This window comes from Anaerocolumna sp. MB42-C2, assembly GCF_030913705.1.
Lineage (GTDB): Bacteria > Bacillota > Clostridia > Lachnospirales > Lachnospiraceae > Anaerocolumna.
The window spans coordinates 3,836,429-3,857,074 of sequence record NZ_CP133190.1 but is presented as its reverse complement, the minus strand read 5'-3'; the positions used below and the strand labels follow the sequence as shown (position 1 = coordinate 3,857,074).

Annotated in this window: 17 protein-coding genes; 1 reads left to right on the top strand and 16 read right to left on the bottom strand. The window is 38.1% G+C overall.

From position 1 onward, the window contains the following. Positions 1-33: 33 nt before the first annotated feature. The 4 genes from pdxA to RBU59_RS17115 all read right to left on the bottom strand — a co-directional run bounded on the left by pdxA (position 34) and on the right by RBU59_RS17115 (position 4,496). Positions 34-1,038 (bottom strand): 4-hydroxythreonine-4-phosphate dehydrogenase PdxA, encoded by a 1,005-nt coding sequence (gene pdxA, locus RBU59_RS17130; RefSeq protein WP_442871715.1) that lies wholly within the window; start codon positions 1,036-1,038, stop codon positions 34-36. A gap of 104 nt (positions 1,039-1,142) precedes the next feature. Further along, positions 1,143-2,036 carry a 4-hydroxy-tetrahydrodipicolinate synthase gene (dapA, locus tag RBU59_RS17125; RefSeq protein WP_308143718.1) on the bottom strand — a complete coding sequence of 298 codons (894 nt, stop codon included), beginning with the start codon at positions 2,034-2,036 and terminating at the stop codon, positions 1,143-1,145. A gap of 49 nt (positions 2,037-2,085) precedes the next feature. After that, a complete protein-coding gene (locus tag RBU59_RS17120; RefSeq protein ID WP_308143717.1) occupies positions 2,086-3,240 on the bottom strand; it encodes an iron-containing alcohol dehydrogenase in 1,155 nt (384 codons plus the stop codon). Then, positions 3,216-4,496 carry a four-carbon acid sugar kinase family protein gene (locus tag RBU59_RS17115; RefSeq protein WP_308143716.1) on the bottom strand — a complete coding sequence of 427 codons (1,281 nt, stop codon included), beginning with the start codon at positions 4,494-4,496 and terminating at the stop codon, positions 3,216-3,218. Before RBU59_RS17115 ends, RBU59_RS17120 begins: the two co-directional genes overlap by 25 nt. 315 nt (positions 4,497-4,811) lie before the next feature. On the opposite strand from RBU59_RS17115, the gene RBU59_RS17110 reads away from it, so the two are divergent. Continuing rightward, positions 4,812-6,599 carry a sigma-54-dependent transcriptional regulator gene (locus RBU59_RS17110; RefSeq protein WP_308143715.1) on the top strand — a complete coding sequence of 596 codons (1,788 nt, stop codon included), beginning with the start codon at positions 4,812-4,814 and terminating at the stop codon, positions 6,597-6,599. Positions 6,600-6,841: 242 nt separating this feature from the next. Here RBU59_RS17110 and RBU59_RS17105 read toward each other — a convergent pair whose 3' ends face one another. The 12 genes from RBU59_RS17105 to secA form a co-directional block, all read right to left on the bottom strand. Then, complete coding sequence (locus RBU59_RS17105; protein ID WP_308143714.1) at positions 6,842-7,897, bottom strand: NAD(P)-dependent alcohol dehydrogenase; 1,056 nt, start codon at positions 7,895-7,897, stop codon at positions 6,842-6,844. A 236-nt stretch (positions 7,898-8,133) separates the two neighbouring features. Then, entirely contained in the window at positions 8,134-8,805 is a 672-nt protein-coding gene (gene deoC / locus RBU59_RS17100; RefSeq protein ID WP_308143713.1) for a deoxyribose-phosphate aldolase, read from the bottom strand. A gap of 9 nt (positions 8,806-8,814) precedes the next feature. Continuing rightward, positions 8,815-9,537 carry a GntR family transcriptional regulator gene (locus RBU59_RS17095; protein ID WP_308143712.1) on the bottom strand — a complete coding sequence of 241 codons (723 nt, stop codon included), beginning with the start codon at positions 9,535-9,537 and terminating at the stop codon, positions 8,815-8,817. Positions 9,538-9,592: 55 nt separating this feature from the next. Continuing rightward, positions 9,593-10,225 carry a formate/nitrite transporter family protein gene (locus tag RBU59_RS17090; RefSeq protein ID WP_308143711.1) on the bottom strand — a complete coding sequence of 211 codons (633 nt, stop codon included), beginning with the start codon at positions 10,223-10,225 and terminating at the stop codon, positions 9,593-9,595. Positions 10,226-10,355: 130 nt separating this feature from the next. Continuing rightward, entirely contained in the window at positions 10,356-11,003 is a 648-nt protein-coding gene (locus RBU59_RS17085; RefSeq protein ID WP_308143710.1) for an MBL fold metallo-hydrolase, read from the bottom strand. A gap of 87 nt (positions 11,004-11,090) precedes the next feature. After that, positions 11,091-12,299, bottom strand: a complete 1,209-nt coding sequence (locus tag RBU59_RS17080) for an aspartate kinase (protein WP_308143709.1) — start codon at positions 12,297-12,299, stop codon at positions 11,091-11,093. Between the two features lie 85 nt (positions 12,300-12,384). Continuing rightward, positions 12,385-13,587 (bottom strand): cofactor-independent phosphoglycerate mutase, encoded by a 1,203-nt coding sequence (locus tag RBU59_RS17075; protein ID WP_308148598.1) that lies wholly within the window; start codon positions 13,585-13,587, stop codon positions 12,385-12,387. A 150-nt stretch (positions 13,588-13,737) separates the two neighbouring features. After that, positions 13,738-14,955, bottom strand: coding sequence for a homoserine dehydrogenase (locus RBU59_RS17070; RefSeq protein ID WP_308143708.1), 1,218 nt, complete (start codon positions 14,953-14,955; stop codon positions 13,738-13,740). Between the two features lie 86 nt (positions 14,956-15,041). Next, positions 15,042-15,482, bottom strand: a complete 441-nt coding sequence (locus RBU59_RS17065) for an ACT domain-containing protein (protein ID WP_308143707.1) — start codon at positions 15,480-15,482, stop codon at positions 15,042-15,044. Positions 15,483-16,108: 626 nt separating this feature from the next. Next, a complete protein-coding gene (locus tag RBU59_RS17060) occupies positions 16,109-16,594 on the bottom strand; it encodes a chemotaxis protein CheW (protein WP_308143706.1) in 486 nt (161 codons plus the stop codon). 75 nt (positions 16,595-16,669) lie between these two features. Beyond that, positions 16,670-17,780 (bottom strand): peptide chain release factor 2 gene (gene prfB / locus RBU59_RS17055; RefSeq protein WP_308148597.1). Its coding sequence is split into 2 segments (ribosomal slippage): positions 16,670-17,704 and positions 17,706-17,780, totalling 1,110 coding nucleotides; the frame shifts between segments, so codons are not numbered across the junction. A gap of 28 nt (positions 17,781-17,808) precedes the next feature. Then, entirely contained in the window at positions 17,809-20,379 is a 2,571-nt protein-coding gene (secA, locus tag RBU59_RS17050) for a preprotein translocase subunit SecA (RefSeq protein WP_308143705.1), read from the bottom strand. Positions 20,380-20,646: the final 267 nt, after the last annotated feature.

Here is a 20,646-nt window from a genome sequence, read left to right as displayed (position 1 = left end):
TTATGCCTGTACTTATTCCGGCTAACAGTCCTCTTATATATTTCCTCCTGCAAAACTGATAGCATAATCCATCGCATTTACCAGACTAAATTCACTTGCCAGACCGGTATAAGCCTGGTCAAAAGCAGTTCCATGATCTACCGATGTCCGGATAATCGGCAGTCCTAAGGTAATATTCACTCCTTCGACAGAATCCCATTTTTTCAGATCCTTATTATATACAAACCCTAAGACTTTTAAAGGTATATGTCCCTGGTCATGATACATTGCTACGACTATATCATAGAATCCACCTCTGGCTTTCGAAAAAATACTATCCGGCGGTATTGGTCCCTGTGCATTGAAACCTCTTAACTTTGCTTCCTTAATTGCAGGTATAATTTCCTCCTGTTCCTCCATGCCGAACAGACCATTTTCACCACAGTGCGGATTCAAACCGGCTACACCTATAACAGGAGATGAAATTCCCATTTCAATGCAGGCTTTATTCGCAATTTCAATTACTTCCAGGATACGTTCCTGCTTTACCCGGTCACAGGCTTCCCGTAAGGAAACATGGGTAGATACATGGACGACCCGTAAATCTTTGTAGGCAAGCATCATAGTATATTTTTTCGTTCCTGTTAAATCGGCATAAATTTCCGTATGACCTGAATAATGATGACCCGCCAGGTTTATTGCCTCTTTACTGATTGCATTGGTAACTGTAGCAGCTATCTTTTTGTCCATGGCAAGTTCAATCACTTTCTTGACGTATTGAAAAGCGGCTTCCCCTGCCATGGCAGATACTTCGCCGGGTTTTATTTTATTAGGATCTGCCAGTCCCAAATCCAATACATCGATTACTCCGGGTGAAAATAATGCTTCTTTTACATCTTTAACAGGGTGTATTCGGAGTTCTTTCTTGCCGAGGATTTCTTTTGCTTTGTCCAATATAGCTGCATCACCGATAACAACAGGTGCACATCGTTCGTAAATGTTGTACCGGCTTAATGCTTTTAATGTAAGCTCTGGTCCGATACTTGCCGGGTCTCCCATAGTAATTCCAATGATCGGTTTATTCTTCATTTTTAACCTCTTTTCTGCGCTGCCCTATTGTGCATCTTGCGTTTGTGGCTGTAATGCAGACGCATACAGTTTCCTCAGTTAATTCCCAACTGTTTATATTCCTTAAGGACCTCTTCAATTGCCTGGAGTCCCTCCCTGGTAACCTGATTAAAAGGGCTTCTGCATTTACCTACCGGATAACCGGACATGGCAACTGCAGTTTTTACTATTGTATTAGGGTTTCCATATTTAAAACAATTTCTGAAATTTCTTATATTATCCTGATACTCTTTTGCTTTTTCAAAATTACCCTGAACGAAATTTTCATAGATCTCCACCATATTATGCGGAAACACATTAGAACATCCGGCAACTCCTCCCGTACCTCCTGCCATAAGATTCCATAGTATCAGAGAATCATTACCGCTTAATACAGAAAAATTCCTTTTCTTCGTCTTCTCAATGTACATAAGCATGTTATCAAAGTTTCCGCTGCTGTCTTTAACACCTGCTATATTATCCACCTCTGCCAATCTTGCTACCGTATCCGGCGATAACGAGTTACCCGTTCTGGCGGGAATATTATAAAGAACAATAGGCAGGTCCACCATTTTTGCTACCGTTTTATAATGCTGATATAATTCTTCCTGAGATGCTTGGGCAAAGGATGGTGTAATAATGGACAATACATCCGCTCCTAACTTCTTCGCATTTTCAGACTGCCTTATGGTATCTTTAGTACTGATACAGCCCGTACCGGCATAAATTGCAACTCTCTTAGCCGCTTCATCAATGACCACAGACAATACCCGCTCTTTTTCCTCTTCACTTAATATATACCCCTCCCCATTCGTTCCGGCTGTAAATATCCCGTGGATTCCCGCATTTATCAGGCGGTTGACCTGATTTCTCAATTCTTTTTCATTTATGCTCTCATCCTCATTCATGGGGGTTATTATCGGTGTTATAATTCCTTTCATCAACTCCATATTTTCTCCAATCTGCTCCTATTACAGCAATCCAACTTTATAATTATAATTACAGTACCTCCAGATAGAGTTTTCTGGCATCCTCTGCGGTAACTGTACTCTTATTATTATTCAGCAGACGTTTCACTTCCATTCCGTCATGAACCAAATCCTCCAAATCCGTTTTACTGATTCCGAAATTTTTTAGAGAGGACGGAATTTTAAGAACGTGGATTATTTCATCGATTTTGTTCAAAACCCATTCTGCTTTTTCTTCTTGTTTTAGATTATGATTTCCTTTTGAAACCGCATCATAAACTTCTGCAAACTCTTTCAAACAGGCTGGCAGGTTGAATTTTAATACCGGTAGAAGCATAATGGCATTGGCTACACCATGGGGTATATGATATCTTCCCCCCAGCGGATAAGACAACGCGTGTACCGCTGTGGTACCGGAAGCTGTAATGGCTGCACCGGCATAAAAAGCCGCCAGAAGCATATCATTCTTTTCTTTCACTGCACCCGGATCTTCACACGCCGGAAGTATGTTTTCAAAAATCAGCTTCAAGGCTTCCAAGGCAAACATATTACTAATGGGATTTGCTTTATTTGAGGTATAACATTCTATCGCATGAGCTAATGCATCAATTCCTGTAGCTGCTGCTATCTGTTGAGGTATTTTTTTTAACATTCTCCCATCTAAAATAACCATATCTGCTAACATTTCCGTATTTACAATTCCTACTTTGAGGTTCTTTTCCGGAACAGTTACAATACTGTTCGGTGTAGCTTCCGAACCGGTACCTGCAGTTGTAGGAATTAACAGTACCTCTACAAATTTCCTTCCTATCAGAGGTTTCTTAAGTAAATCTCTTACTCCATAAACATCCGTACAGGCAATAGAGGCAAGTTTGGCAACATCCATCACACTTCCTCCTCCGATTGCAACAATCAGATCGGCACCTGACTTTCTGAAATCATCGACTACTTTCTGGGCTTCATCACAGCTTGGCTCTGTGGGTAATTCATCAAATATTATAATTTCAAGATTACAACGTCCCAATAATTCCAGCGGATAATCGGTAATTCCGGAGTTACGAATTCCCTTATCGGTAAATATGGCAGCTTTTTTATATTTATCCTTAAGAAGTACTAAAACCTGCTCCAAAGCACTCCCTCCGCCAAATACCTTACGAGGCATCATAAGCATATATTCTTCTGGCATAAAACTCCTCCTTCCAAATTTATTTTTTGGACAATTTCATAAATCACTTCCCGGCTGCCGAAACCTCCGGACTTTGATATAATCCACAGCTTTTGATCTTTATAATTTATATAAGAAAGAACCGTTCCGGCATCCAGTTCACATACCGGAAAAATCTCTCCGCACTGAATTTGATTAAAAAATCCTAATAAGGTATCACCGCCAATAATCATAAGTGTGTGATTTTTATTTATATCCAAAAGTTTTTTAACAATCCGACCCAATCCGGAAGCGATTTTAATCCTCGTATCATGTAAAGTATTTCTGCTGCCACTGGTATCCATGGGTTCCAGATCTTCACTTCCTGTATCCAACATAACAACCGGGTACTTGGTGAATAAGTTTTCAACCGATTCCATCCACCGGTTTCCTTCCTCCGATGAAAGGTAATCGGGTTCTAATGACTGTAATTCTTCCACTATTACTCTTCCAAAACCTTTCTCCTCTGCATATTCTATCTGCCTCTGAGAGATCGGGTTTACACTTCCGCACATGACAAACAATGGATTAGTTAATTTCGGAAATTGAATCTGCCTTTTTTTAAAGTTTAGCAGTTTAGGCAGAAAGGAAGCAAATCCCGCACATCCTGCCATAATACTTAACTGCTTTTTATGATTTAAATATTCTGCAATCTGCTGCATATCCTCTTCAGTTTCAGCATCAAATATACCAATTACGGGCGTATCAAAATCCGATTCATAGATTCCATTACGTTCCAGAATTTCGACATGGATATTCTCTTTATTAAAAAGATCCCTTACCTCGGAAGAAGCCACCGGTTCAAATGGATCTCTGCCAAATACACTTTCACCTATAGGCTGACCATCAATATAATGACGTCCTTTAATTGTTATACGATTCATCTGAGGATATGCAGGTATAAAAGGTAAAAATGTCTCATTACCGGCATCCAATAGTGCCTTTAGTTCACTGCCTATATTCCCTCTCAGTCCGGAATCTGTCTTTTTATAAATATGAGGTACTCCTGCTGATACAGCGTTCTTAGCCAGGTTATAAACTTTCTTATACGCCTCCTCACCTGACAGATGTCTTGTTTGTGCATCGATAACCAATACATCCGTACTGTAATCTTCAAACAAATTCTCATCCCAATTTGATGTTGTTATGATTTTAGTGTTCGCTCCATATTGCGCAAATTGAATTCCTGTATCTAATGCACCAGTGAAATCATCCGAAATCATTAAAAGCTTTACCATTCCCTCTGCTCCTGACTGTTTCATATTAAAACACATTATCTTTTTACAATGGTATAATTTAATTATGTTTTAATATTTTTTCTTTATATGTATATATTATCAGTTTTATTAACGTATTTCAAGTTGTTTTTCGTCGTTTTTTTGTATATTATGTATTATTATGAAACATCTTTGCAATATATTGATTTAATTGTTTAAATATGATACGATATTTAACAGAAGATTACTTACTATATTACTTTATTCTATTTTGCCATGATAACAATTGACAAAGTGTAATATAATGAAGTACCTACAGAGGAAAGGGGGATATTAATGAAAAAAATTAAAATTTTAGGGATTGCACCTTATGATGGTATTAAATCACTTATGCTTCAGATTGCCGAAAGAAGGACTGATATAGAGCTGACTGCTTTCACCGGTGATTTAAACGAGGGACTTGCTATCGCACAAAGGTATGAAAACTCAGATTATGATATTATCGTTTCCAGAGGGGGCACCGCCGAATTAATAAGGCAACACTGCAAAATTCCTGTTATTGATATTTCTTTAAGTATCTACGACATATTCCGTTCCATAAAATTAGCTGAAAATTCTACGAATAAGTATGTAGTAATCGGGTTTCCCGCAATCACCAAAAATGCCCACTTTATCTGCGACATGCTTAATTATAATATCAATATATATACCATCCATAATGAATCAGAAGCCTCTGCCACGCTAAAAAACCTGAGCTTAGAGGGTTATGACATGGTATTATGCGATATGATCACAAGCTCTTTGGCCCAAAAATACGGAATGAATGCTATTTTAATCACTTCCGGTTCGGAGAGCATAGAGGCTGCCTTTGATTTATCTATACAGATGTCTGAATCCATAAATAAAATCAGAAGCGATGTTAACTTTTATAAAATGATTCTGGAAAACAATCCAAGGCCATATGTCGTATTTGATGAAAATTTCGATCAGGTATTTTATTCCGGTTTATCTTCCGAACCTGCCCCTGTACTAGCAGAAATTAAAAAAAGGCTTCCTATAATTCTAACCGACGGTTATCAGAAATCTTATTTTGAGTATTCCGGGCTTCTCTATGTGCTAATCGGAACTAAAAAAATAGAAAATGAGAAAACTTATATTATTTACTATATAAACCAGCGCAAGGTTCCTCTGGCTCTTACCAAAAACGGAATATACCATTTAAATAAAGAAGAAGCAAATGATAAGTTTTTCAACAGTTTTTACGGTATAACACACTCTACTCAGAAGAATCTCATGAGTATCGAACAATACGCCGAAAGTAATTATCCTGTTATGATAATGGGTGAAGCCGGCACTGGAAAAGGACAGCTGGCAAGACTGCTTTATGTGAAAAGCAAATTGCAGAATTGTCCTATGACAATTATTGATTGTGCAAGAATCAATGCACGTTCTTGGGATTTTTTAACAAATGATAATAACTCACCCTTAAGCGATACCAATATAACCATCTATATCCAAAATATCAATTTTTTAACATATTCCCAATTTTCAGAATTATGCAGCATTATAAAGGATTTAAATCTTCATCACAGAAATCGTATCTTATTTACCGATTCCATTGAAAATGAGGAATCTTTAAAACGATGCGAAAAAATTATTAACAGTCTTTCCTGTCTTACCCTTAGAATACCTCCTTTAAGAGATCACAAAGAGGATATACCAAATCTGGCCAGCTTATATATCAGTGTGCTCAATATGCGTTTTGCAAAAGGAATTGTTGGTCTTGAGCCGGAAGCTATAAGAATGCTTCAGGAATATAACTGGCCATATAATTACGATCAATTTAAGCGTATTTTAAGTAGCTTAGTCACTACCGCAAGCACTTCCTATATTACGGCTTCTGCTGTAAATAGTTTCTTAAACAAGGAATTATCCAATACTTTTATCAGTAATGGGGATAGAACCTATGTGAATCTGGAACAGACACTGGAACAGATTAATATAGATATCTTAAAGATCATGTTACACCAGGAGAATAATAACCAGAGCAAAGTTGCAAAAAAACTGGGCATCAGCCGTTCTACACTTTGGCGTATGCTCCAGAAGTTAGAGTCACCATCATAAACTGACAACCCACAAAGAAAGTATATCAGTAGAAAAAATCGATTTATCAGACGAAATGCGATTTGAGTATGTGATAAACAATAGATTAGCGTATGATCATTAATCCACAAAGAGACCGTTTGCCGCCATCGGTACTTAGGTTGTGGCAATACACTTATCTGCATGGCCTTATGTACCGCTTGCGGCAAACGAATGAGAAAACGTCTCTGTTGAATAATTATCACACGCTATTTTATATAGTCTTATATCGTGACAACCGGCTTTATTAAATCACTTGGTTTATTTTTCATTAATAATAAAGCTTCTTCTATATGATCGAAACCCTGAAATCTATGAGTGAGTAATTTACTGGTATCAAGCCGTCCGGTCTGCATCAGGGAAACAAGTTTTTCCATACGAAGTCTTCCCCCAGGCATAAGACCTCCGGCTATAATTTTATGACCCATACCGCAGCCCCATTCTGTTCTGGGAATTCTGATATAATCTCCTTCGCCCAAATAATTAACATTACCGATTCTTCCGCCCGGTTTTAACATTTTTACTGCCTGAATAAAGGTATCATTGTCACCGCCTGCAATAATAATCTTGTCAACACCGGTTCCGTGACTTTTCTCCAATACCTGTTCAACAATATCTCCCTCACGGTAATTTATGATATCTGTTGCACCATATTCTTTGGCTATACGTGCGCAATTCGGTCTGGAACCTACCGCGTAGAGTTTAGATGCACCGCGTAAAGCCGCACCTGCAACTGCCATTAAACCTACAGGTCCAATACCCACAACGAGTACACTGTCACCAAACTGCACATCGGCAAGTTCTACACCGTGGAATCCGGTTGGAACCATATCACTTAGCATTACGGCATCCTCAGGTTTTATACCATCCGGCAGAATAGCGAGATTTGCATCTGCTTCATTAACATGAAAATATTCTCCGAAAACTCCGTCTTTGAAATTAGAAAACTTCCAACCTGCGAGCATACCGCCGGAATGCATGGAATATCCGGCTTGCGCCTCAATAGAGCCCCAGTCCGGTGTGATCGCCGGTACTATAACTTTATCACCAACTTTAAAATCTTTTACTAATTTACCTACCTCAGTAATTTCACCTACCGCTTCATGTCCAAGAATCATATCTGAACGTTCACCAATCGCACCTTCCCAAACAGTATGTACATCGGATGTACATGGAGATACGGCAATTGGTTTTACAATTGCATCAAGCGGCCCGCATTCCGGCGCATTCTTTTCTATCCAGCCAACTTTTCCAATACCTAACATTGCATAACCTTTCATAGTCCTTACCTCTTTCTTAAGTAATCTATTAAGTATGTTTCCAAATACATTCCTATTATATCATCTGTTAAATTTTTGTCAATGTAATTTCAGTTACATAGCAATATCAATATTTAAATAGGCTGAATATACAATTTTACATGGAAATAAAGTTGAAATAATAAAGATTTACAGAGTTTTTTTGTCAAATATTTAACATACAGAAAGAATTTGTATCTAGATTCATCATCAAAAGATTATGTATAGATTTTTAATATTTCCTGGGCTGTTTTTAATCCTACGCCAAACCGGCTGCAGCCCCATTGATACATTTCATACATGGTATCCAGGTTCCTGATTCCCCCTGCTGCTTTTATTTTAATCCTGCCCTTTACAATCCCACTGATTCTTTGAATATCCAAAACCGTTGTCGGTATGCCAGTCCATCCGGTACCGCTTTTCACGTATTCTGCCCCGGCCTGAATTACCAGATTGCAGCCCCGGTTGATCTCTTCCTCATATAAATTACTGATTTCCAGTATAACTTTTACCGGAACCTTTCCCGCTTCCTTAACAACGGACCCGATTTCATCCGTTATATACTGATCCATACGGCTTTTTAGAGCTGTCTGGTTAATAACCATATCCAGTTCCCCACAGCCAAGCAAAAGCAATTCCACTGCCTGATACAGCTTTGCCCCGCTGGTATCACCGCCGGACGGAAAACCGATGACCCCTCCAGTTTTTACCCCGCTGCCGGAGAGCTCTTTTAAGGTTAAACCGGCAAAAGCCGGCAGGGTAAATACACAGGCACACCTGTATTTCCAGGCGGCTTCAATCATTTCTTCTATCTCCTCCATACTGTTGTCTGCTTTTACACAACTGATATCCATAAGTTTGGGTAGATTTTTTAAAAAGTCCTTATCCATTAGTTCCTCCTATTTCTTTCGACCAAAAGCACATACCCTGACTTCATAACGGCTGCCTATAATTTTTACTTCGTCACGGCATATGGGCTTTTCTTTAGCATAACAAATCCTGTCAATATAAAGTAATGAAGTACCTGGCGTGACATTAAGTACCTGTGCTTCGTATAACTCCGCAGCGGCAGCATAAATAATATCCTCCGTATTTTCAATCATTATCTGATAATTTTTCTCCAGGAACTCATAAAGTGCACTAAATTTACCATTGTATTGTTCAATTTCCGGTACCAGACTATATGGAATATAATTATTCATGATGCAAATCGGCTTCCCATCAGCCAGCTGTATTCTCTGAATCCTGGCTATTTCTTCATTATCCCTTAATTTCAGCTGGGATTGAAGCTTTACGGATGCGGGAATAATGTCAATATACATACTTTGGGTTGTCACTTCATAACCTTTGTTCCTCAGAGATTCTGTCACAGAAGTTACCCCGTTGAAATCCTGCTGTGCTTTATGATCCAGAACCATAGTTCCCCGTCCCTGTCTGATTTCCACATATTCCTCATCTGCAAGCAGTTTCATAGCTTTCCGGATTGTTGTTCTGCTTACTTTATATATTTCCTCCAAGTCAGCTTCAATGGGCAGAAATGTTCCTATAGGGTAATTACCTCTTTCAATTTCATTTTTAATTAAACCGTATATTTTCTGATATGCCAATTCAACTTTTTTCATATGGAACCCCTTCTATGGAAAAAATTTATTTACTTCAAAATTATTCTAAACCGGATTATTCATGCAGACATCCTAACTTTTCATGATCCAATACCCGGGCGGCCATGGGCAATAAGCATCCACCGGCCATATTGCCAATGGCAATTACGATTATGTATATAAAAGCTTTTCCGCTCCAGGCATTTGCCAGGGTAAAGTAAAACATGTCCGCAACACTGTGCTCATATCCCGATAATATAAATACCATGATCGGCAGTATTAATGCTAAGTGTTTTCCCACGCTGTCTTTAATCGTCTGAAATCCGATCACTGCTATACACATCATTAATCCGCAGGATATAGCCATAATAAGGGTACTGAAGATTGTATCCGATAATTTTAACTGAACCAGTTCAGAGGTATGTTCCACTAATTTAACCAGTTTGGTACCGCGGTACAAGTATCCCATCCCTACGGTTCCAACTGCATTTCCCAATAAAACAATTAATATGGTTAACAGGAATTTCGGCTTTTCATTGGGGATATAACATACTTTACCCGTGTATAAATTCAACCCGAAAGTATAAATGGTAAATAACCCTATGGCGAATAGGAATGACCCCGCTATATGGTTCTCCAAGGTCAGATAAATTGTTCCCCCGATACTGATTGCTATTCCTGCCATTATTGCTTTTATAAATGTTTTCATAACTTATTCTTCCTTTTAGTTTCTGATTTAAATTGCGCACTCACTTCGTTCGGCGCTGATAGAATGACGAAGACATTATATCATAGCCCCCCCAAAAAATATATATGAAATGTTTACATGATAAATTTAATCATAATATCATTGCCTGTATTTTATCAAATATATCTTTTTTCAAAATAGTGTTATGACCGGATACAAGGAATTCAAACTCCAGCTTTTTATAGTTCTCTATAGTTTCCATATATTCGGATTTTTCACACTCCAAGCTTGGAATCAGTTCTTCCAGGTTATCACCCACGTTATCCCCCACATTTATTACTTTATCAACTTCATCCAATACACTTATGGAGTCCTTTGTATGGCCCGGTGTATAGAAAAGCCTTATTCCATCTTCAGGAAAATATAATTGATTTTCAAAAGTAAGGTTTGGAAGATACTTCCTGGTTTCACCATTAAGATACTTTCGTTTCTTTTGTAACATATCCTCGAAGTTTTGATCCATTCGTTCTCTGCACAGATAATGGGATATGATAACTGAGTCACCCAGCACGTGGTTCCCCCATATATGATCCCAATGGGAATGGGTATTAATCACAATGGTTGGCTTCTTATCATCTTTTATATAGTTGATCACCGGTAAGATACTAAGAGAGCCTAACCCGGTGTCAATGATGTAATTATACTTATTTCCTTTAACCAGTTGTAGATTAAGATCCCAACCGTCCGGAATGTTATAGGTAAAAATGATGTTTCTGCTCTTTAATTGATTTATTTCCATAAAATTTTCTTCCTCCAAATAAAAAAAGCCGGAACCTTGAGAAAAAGGAATCCAATCCCCAAAGGTTCCGGCTTTTTTATATTAAACTTAACTTAGGCTAAATTTATCATGAACCGCTCTCATTGCTTTTTCAACATAAATTTCATCGATTAATACAGTAACTCTGATTTCGGAAGTTGAAATCATTTTAATATTTACACCACAATCATACAGTGCTTCAAACATTTTAGCAGCTACACCGGCATTGGACATCATACCTGCACCAACGATGGATACTTTCGCTACGGATTTCTCCACATCAATCTTCTGGCATTTTAAACTACCCTGTCTGTGACGCTCTAAGATTTCAACAGCTTCCTCCAAACTGTCTTCGGATACGGTAAAGCTGATATCTTTCGTACCGTCACGGCCTACGGATTGAAGAATAATATCAACATTAATATTATATTTTGCCAGGTGATTAAATAATTTAAAAGCTACTCCAGGTTGATCCTCTAATCCAATCACTGCGATACGGGCAGTATTTTTATCTGCAGCTACGCCGCTAATAAGCATTTTCTCCATTTTAACTTCCTCCTTCACTATGGTTCCTTCTGATAAATTTAAACTAGAACGTACAACTAACTGTACTCCATATTTTTTCGCCATTTCGACTGATCTGTTGTGTAATACTCCTGCACCTAAAGAAGCAAGCTCTAACATTTCATCATAAGTGATTTCGTCCAATTTCCTGGCAGTCGGTACAAGCCTTGGATCCGCCGTAAATACTCCGTCAACATCCGTATAAATTTCACATGCGTCTGCATTTAAGGCTGCTGCAAGTGCTACTGCTGTTGTATCAGAACCGCCGCGGCCAAGAGTGGTATAGTCATCAAATTTATTTATACCTTGGAATCCGGTTATAATAACCACCTTTTTATTAGCAAGCTCATTTCTGATTCGTTCGGAATCAATTCTTTTAAGCCTTGCGTTGCCATATACGGATGTGGTATGCATCGCTACCTGAAATGCATTTAATGATACGGCCGGTACTCCCAATGAGTCCAAAGCCATAGCCATTAAAGCTACGGAAATCTGCTCTCCGGTTGTTAACAGCATATCGATTTCTCTTTTTGATGCATTAGGGTTAATATCCTTCGCCTGGTTTAACAGGACATCTGTCTGTTTTCCCATAGCAGATAATACTACTACCACCTCGTTGCCTTTTTTATAATCTTCAATAATTCTACCTGCAACATTAAAAATTCTCTCCTTATCGGCTACTGATGTTCCGCCGAATTTTTTAACAATAAGCATACGCTGCCTCCTATATTCATTTTTCGCTTGCATCTGCAGGTTAACCCCTCAGATTATTTTGCTTATATTTTTAATTTTGTAAGAATTATACCTCAAACAATTTATTAATTATTTCATATCCATGATTAACAGTATTACCGCTTAACCTTGCTTCCGCTTCATTGTAGTTCCAGGAGTGATTAAGTTCCTTAGTACTATCATAAAGCATATAGGGTACAGGATCACTGGTATGGGTACGGCAGTAAATCGGTGTCGGATGATCCGGCATAATTAACATCCGGTACGGAACTTTACTTAAATCCATCTGTTCCTTTACTATTTTAATGACCTTATTATCCAAATACTCTATTGCTTTTATTTTATTCGGGATACTGCCTTGATGACCCATCTCATCAGGTGCTTCTATATGAATATATACAAAATCACAATTTTTTTCAAGTATTTCTTTTACTCCCGCCATGGCTTTTCCAACATAATTGGTGTGAAGCGTTCCGTCCGCTCCTTCCACTTCCACGACTTCCATCTTAGCTCCTACTGCTATTCCTTTTAATAAGTCAACTGCTGAAATCATAGCACCTTTCTTATGGAACTTTTCTTCAAAAGCCTTTAAGGCCGGTCTGGTTCCTGCTCCCCAAAACCATATGGAATTCGCTTTATTTAAACCTTTTTTAGCTCTTTCTATATTAAGCGGATGATTATTTAAGATATCATAACTTTTTTTCATCATATCTTTTAGATATTCATCCTGCGGTAAATATGTTCCTATTACCCTGCCCAGGATATCATGGGGGGGAATCAATTCCACTACTTCGCCTTTATCCCATATGGTAAGATGTCTGTAGCTTGTCCCGACATAATACTTATAAGTATCATTTTCTAATTCCTGTCTTACCGCTTCTAACAATACCGCTGCATCTTCTGTTGAAATTTCGCTGGAGCTGTGATCCAGAATGGTTTTTTCTTCATAGGGAAGATTATCATCCGACAAGGTAACAATATTACATCTTAATGCTATATCCGTTGGTTTCATATCCACACCGATGCTTAATGCTTCAAGCGGTGAGCGCCCGGTATAATACTGTCTGGGGTTATATCCAAGCACGGATAAATTAGCGGTATCACTGCCCGGCTTCATACCCTCCGGTATAGTGTGGCACAGCCCTATTTCTGACTTTTTCGCTAATTCATCCATGGTTGGTGTAACCGCATATTCTAACGGGGTTTTTCCCCCTAATTCTTCAATTGGTTCATCCGCCATACCATCGCCCAGTATAATAATGTACTTCATTTTTGCACCCATTGCAATCTGCAATTGCATATCGCAGACCTGTCTGCGATACTGCCATCATAAATAGTTGAAAGAATCATAACTGGCATTCCTTTCACTTATTTTATTTTCTTTCAACTTTACTCCCTAACTGCATGCACCACACGTCTATTAAAACATAACACGTATCATACTTACGATCTTATCCGTGTCTGATGCTTTTTCCTGATATATTTCTTCACTCATCGGCATCGTAATAAATGCATATTCACTCTCTAAACCGGGTGCTTTCACTTCTTCCACCTGGCCGAAGAGATAAGCAACCTTTTCTTTCATTTCATTGGAGTTGTCTGCAACTCGAACGAAATATCTGTGTTTCGCATTTTTAATGTCCGATAATTTTAATTTTTTACTGCTCCATAGAGTCATGATATTGGTACCGATATGTTTTGCTGCATCTACAACATCTGCCACCACCGCACTGGCCGTTGGTAATTTACCGGCACCGCTGCCATAGAACATAACATCACCGATTACATTACCTCTTACGAAGATCCCGTTAAATACATCATTTACACTGAATAATGGATGTGTAGGCTTAATTAACATAGGTGCAACCATGGCATATACATGATCCTGCTCTTTTCTGCTGGTACCAAGTAACTTTATGCTGGCTCCCATGGCTTTTGCATACTTAATGTCCGCATCTGTTATTTTGGTAATACCCTCGGTATAAATATCTTCAAAATCCACCTGCATTCCAAATGCAAGAGAAGATAATATTGCTATTTTCCTGCAGGCATCAAAACCTTCTATGTCCGCTTCCGGATTACGCTCTGCATAACCTTTACTCTGTGCTTCTTTTAATACAGAATCAAAATCTGAGCCTTCATTGCTCATTTTTGTCAATATATAATTTGTTGTTCCATTTAAAATACCGGTGATTTCTTCAATTTCATCTGCAGTTAGGGATTGATTTAAAGGACGGATAATAGGAATACCGCCCCCGACACTTGCCTCAAATAAAAAATTAACTTTTTTAGCTTTAGACAACTCTAAAAGTTCGGCTCCGTGCTTGGCAACTAATTCCTTATTGGAAGTACAAACGCTCTTCCCCTTCAAAATCGCCTCTTTTACAAAGGTGTACGCAGGCTCAACACCGCCCATTACTTCTACAATTATTTTGACTTCCGGATCATTTACAACTATATTGAAATCATGGACTATTTTTTCCTGAATGGGGTCTCCCGGGAAATCCCTTAAATCCAAAATATATTTCACGTTAATCTCTTGCCCGCAGCGTTTATTTATACTATCGCCATTTACGTTAAGCACTTCTACAACACCGGATCCTACTGTGCCATAACCTAATACTGCTATATTAACCATACTGTCTCCTCTCTGCACATCTATTAATTCATACATTTTTCACTTATATATTTCCGCAAAGCTTATTTGCGAAAATAGTTATCCAGTTATTCTCTTGCTAGTATTTTTAAGTAATGAATGCCATCCAAATCCTCTATTTCATCAAATATAACCGCAGTATCACTAATGTGCCCCGGAATCTCAATGCTAAGGGTTAAGGAGGCAATACCATTAACCGGAATACTCTGATGAATGGTTAAAATATTAGCCTCATTTTTAGCCACACAATTTAGTACGCAAGATAACAGACCCGGTTTATCATCAACCTGAAGCATAAACGTTATGGTCTTACCTCTTGCATTCTCATGAAATGGAAAAATGTCATCTTTATACTTATAGAAAGAGCTTCTACTGATACCAACTATATCAGCAGCGTCCTGTACCGTAAAAACTTTTTCTGAATCCAGAAGTCTTTTTGCCTCAACAACCTTAAGCAGGACTTCCGGAACCGCCTTTTTCTTTACTATGAAATATTTACTTTCATCCATATTGGCTCTCCTGAATGCTTATTTTCGGATATTTTTTCCCGATTAAACGGGGAGTTACTTCCTAAAATTTGTTAGGGTTTTATATGTATGTACAGGAAAAACACATGTCTTTCACAGGAAGATATATTAACATACTTTTTCCCTAAATGCAACTACTTTTTTGAATAAATTCTCATAACTATTCAATTATTTCGATAAAATATATAGAATTTCGAGGGATTTTAACTCACAAAATATTCATTCCTCTGCATATTTTATAGAACAAAGTGGACAAGTCGACATCAACTTCCTAAACCCCTCAATCATGAGGGACTTGACCGCTTTGTGCGCCGAATGCAGCCACGCCAGTGACATCTACCCAAGGATACTATCCTTTTTTGCATCTCGTGTACACCCACCCTGGGCCGGCATAATTCCATACACACGAAAGCGCTTCCTGCCCGGTAGGGTTATATATTTCATAGGGAAGTTCGGAGAACTTTCCTCGTATGAAACAAAAAGAGATTGCCTCTTATTCCTTATTGAGACAATCTCTTCAAAGAGCAAACAAGGCAATTATCCTTGACAAAATTAAAACCAATTCTGAAAGCAGCCTTAATTTCAACATGACAATTGCAGAGTTTGCTTTATTGATTCGCCATGATACTTTGAATATTTTCCTGTTCTTTTGATGATAATATACCGTTATGATCTAATAGAAGTATCATCCTGCCATTAATGTTAGCTACACACTTGATATAAGAAGTGTGAATGGTTTTAACTATGGCCGGTGTTTCAATGATATTCTCAGCGGATATCTCCAGAATTTCTTTTACTGCATCTACTTCATAAGCGAGGAATATATCGTTTGATTTTGTAATAATCAGTTTGGTATTATCATCCATTTCCTTGTCTGCTAAACCAAACTTCCTGCGCAGGGAAAATACCGGAATAACATCCCCTCTAAGGTTAATTATTCCGCGAATATAGGATGGCGCATTCGGAATTGGTATCAAATCCGTATATTTTTCTATCGCATTTACTATCATGATATCCAAACCGAATTCTTCATCCCCTAAAGTAAATATAACCTGCTTTGTTTGGTATTTCTGTACGTTTTTTGTTATCTCCATCTTTCGTACCCCTTTCATCCATCAGCGATTCAACCAAAGTGTTAACCATTACACTTCGCTAATTAGATTGTCTTATTATTTATTTATACTTAACCATTTTAAGTATTCATTAATAAACGGATCCAGATTACCATCCAGTACGCTTCCCGCATTACCTACTTCTGCATTGGTCCTATGATCCTTTACCATGGTATACGGCTGCATAACATAGGATCTGATCTGGCTTCCCCAGCCGATTTCCTTCATTTCACCCCGGATACCGGATTCTTTGTCCAGATTTTCCTGCTGCTTTAACAAATACAGTTTAGCCTTTAACATCTGCATGGCTTTATCTTTATTTTGGAATTGAGAACGTTCATTCTGGCATTGTACCACGATACCGGTTGGTAAATGAGTAATACGAATCGCCGATGAAGTTTTGTTAACATGCTGTCCACCGGCACCGCTGGAACGAAACGTATCAATCCTTAAGTCACCTTCGTCGATTTCAATCCCGGTGTCCTCTTCAATATCAGGCATAACATCACAGGAAACAAAGGATGTCTGCCTCTTTCCTGCTGCATTAAACGGAGAAATACGTACCAGACGGTGTACGCCTCTTTCGGATTTTAGGTGTCCGTAAGCGTTCAATCCGTTGATTTGCAATGTAACAGATTTAAGCCCTGCTTCTTCCCCATCCAGAAAGTCCAGAATTTCAGTCGTATATCCTTTTTTATCCGCCCACTTTTGATACATTCTGCAGAGCATACTGGCCCAATCACAGCTTTCCGTACCTCCGGCGCCTGCATGTAAGGTCAATATGGCATTATATTTATCATATTCTTCGGACAAAAGAGTATTCAGACGCAGCTCATCCAGCTCTTCCTTAAATTTGTTAAGCATTTCTTCAATCTCCGGAATCAGAGACGGATCATTCTCTTCGTAACCCATCTCTAACATGGTAGCAATATCATCATAATCTCTTTTTAAAGTATTATATTCTTCTACAATATCTTTTAAATTCTTTAATTCCTTGACATATCCCCCGGACTTTTCCGCAGAATCCCAGAAATTAGGTTCCTCCATGATATGTTCTATCATGTCGATTCTATCTAATTTGCCTGCAAGGTCAAAGTGAATCCCCCACTTCGATTAATGGCTGTTCATAGGTACTAAGGGTATATTTTAACTGATCTAATTCAACCACAATTTCACCTCTTTCAATATATAATTTATTAACTTCTTCCGCAGCAATATTTATATTTCTTACCGCTTCCGCATGGGCATGGATCATTTGGCTGAATCTTTTTGCCAACACGTCTTACCGGTCCTTGCTGCACCGTATCATCTTTATTGGTACCGGTTACTTTAGCAACCTGTTCTCTTTCCACATTCTGTTCAATTCTGACATGCATCAAAGCTTTTATCGTATCTTCACGGATTGCAGCTGTCATCTCATCAAACATTTCAAATCCCATAAATTTATATTCTACTAACGGATCTCTTTGTCCATATGCCTGCAGACCAATGCCCTGACGTAATTGATCCATATCGTCAATATGATCCATCCACTTTCTATCAATAACCTTTAACAAGATAACACGTTCAATTTCCCTGAGATGTTCTTTTTCCGGAAATTCTGCTTCTTTTGCTTCATAAAGGCTTACAGCATCTTCTTTTAATTTCTGAATCAGTTCGTTTTTCTTAAAATATTTCAAGTCAGATGGATCCTGCACTATGGGTTCCAACGGAATAATCGGTATTAATAAATTATTTAATTCATTTAAATCCCATTCTTCCGGCAGCTGGTCATCACTGATACTGGTATTAACACAGTCTTCCACTGTATCTGTAATCATCTTAAAGATAGAATCTCTCATACTTTCGCCGTCAAGAACTCTTCTTCTTTCGGCATAAATGATTTCTCTCTGATCATTATTAACCTGGTCATACTCTAACAAATTCTTTCTGATACCAAAGTTATTATTCTCTATTCTTGTCTGAGCTTTTTCAATGGCGTTACTTAACATCTTATGTTCAATCTGTTCGCCCTCCGGTAACCCCAGGGAATTGAACATACCCATTAAACGTTCGGAACCAAATAAACGCATTAAATCATCTTCCAGGGAAATAAAGAAACGGGATTCACCAGGATCACCCTGACGTCCGGCACGACCTCTTAACTGATTATCAATACGTCTGGATTCATGGCGTTCCGTACCGATAATCTTAAGTCCACCCGCTTCTACTACTCCTTCCCCTAATTTAATATCCGTACCACGTCCTGCCATATTGGTAGCGATGGTTACGGCACCAGGCTGTCCTGCATCAGCGATGATTTCTGCTTCCAATTCATGAAACTTCGCATTTAACACCTTATGAGGTATATTTTTTTTCTTTAACAATTCACTGATCTCTTCGGAAGCTTCAATCGTAATGGTACCTACCAGTACCGGCTGACCTTTTTTATGAGATTCAATAATTTCATTGATTACCGCATTTAACTTCTCTCGTTTTGTCTTATAAACCGCATCCTGCCTGTCAATACGAGCTACCGGTAAATTCGTAGGAACTTCAATTACGTCCATTCCATAGATATCTCTGAATTCTTTTTCTTCTGTTAATGCAGTACCGGTCATACCGCTCTTCTTACTATATTTATTAAAGAAGTTCTGGAATGTAATGGTTGCCAAAGTTTTGCTTTCTCTTTTTACCTTTACTTTTTCCTTTGCTTCTATCGCCTGATGAAGACCGTCGGAATAACGTCTTCCCGGCATGATACGGCCGGTAAATTCATCTACGATTAATACTTCATCATCTTTCACAACATAATCTTTATCCCGGAACATTAAGTTATGCGCTCTTAATGCTAATATGATATTGTGCTGTATCTCTAAATGTTCAGGATCTGCAAGGTTCTCGATTTTGAAAAAGTTTTCTACTTTTTCTACACCTTCTGCAGTCAGGTTAACATTCTTATCTTTTTCATTAACAATAAAATCGCCTTCTTCTTCGATTTCTTCTTTCATTAAGGCTGCCATTTTAGTTAATTCAGCACTTTCTTTACCACGTACCAGCTGTCTTGCTAAAATATCACAAGCTTCATACAATCTGGTGGATTTACCGCTTTGTCCGGAAATAATAAGCGGAGTTCTGGCTTCATCAATTAATACGGAGTCAACTTCATCGATAACCGCATAATGAAGTCCCCTCTGAACCAGCTGCTCTTTATAGATAACCATATTATCTCTCAAATAATCAAAACCCAATTCGTTATTGGTAGCATAGGTTATATCACAGGCATAAGCTTCTCTTCTTTCGTCATTATCCATATTATTTAAGATAACACCGACTTTAAGTCCTAAAAATTCATGAATTTTACCCATCCACTCGGCATCACGTTTTGCCAGGTAATCATTAACGGTAACAATGTGAACACCCTTGCCCTCTAAGGCATTTAAATAAGCAGGCAGGGTTGAAACTAATGTTTTACCTTCACCGGTTCTCATTTCAGAAATTCTTCCCTGGTGCAGTATAACACCACCCATTAACTGAACCCGGAAATGTCTGAGCCCTAAAACTCTTTTTGCTGCTTCTCTTACTACTGCATAAGCTTCTACCAGAATATCATCTAAGGTTTCGCCGTTTTTAAGTCTATTTTTAAATTCTATTGTTTTATTTCTTAATTCTGCATCGGAAAGATTTACTATGGTAGGTTCAAGTGCTTCGATTTGATCTACAATAGGAATAATTAATTTTATTTCTCTTTCACTGTGTGTACCAAATATCTTAGTTATAAAGCTCATATTCGTTTCACTCCTGTATTATTCTGTAATCAGTAAATGACCGGTTTTAGTGTTACGGCTTCCGCAGGCGGCCTTGAATGTCGTATCCTAATTAGCGGAAATGTTATAATAAATCTTATTGGAACTATTATAATATTTAAAAAGATTAAATAACAGTTTCTTTTTTACAATTCAACCTATATTGTATCATTTACGCTTATACTATTCAACACTTTTCGTAAAGTATACTCTATTGGAAATATTTTCGCAAGTAAATGTCTTTTATAC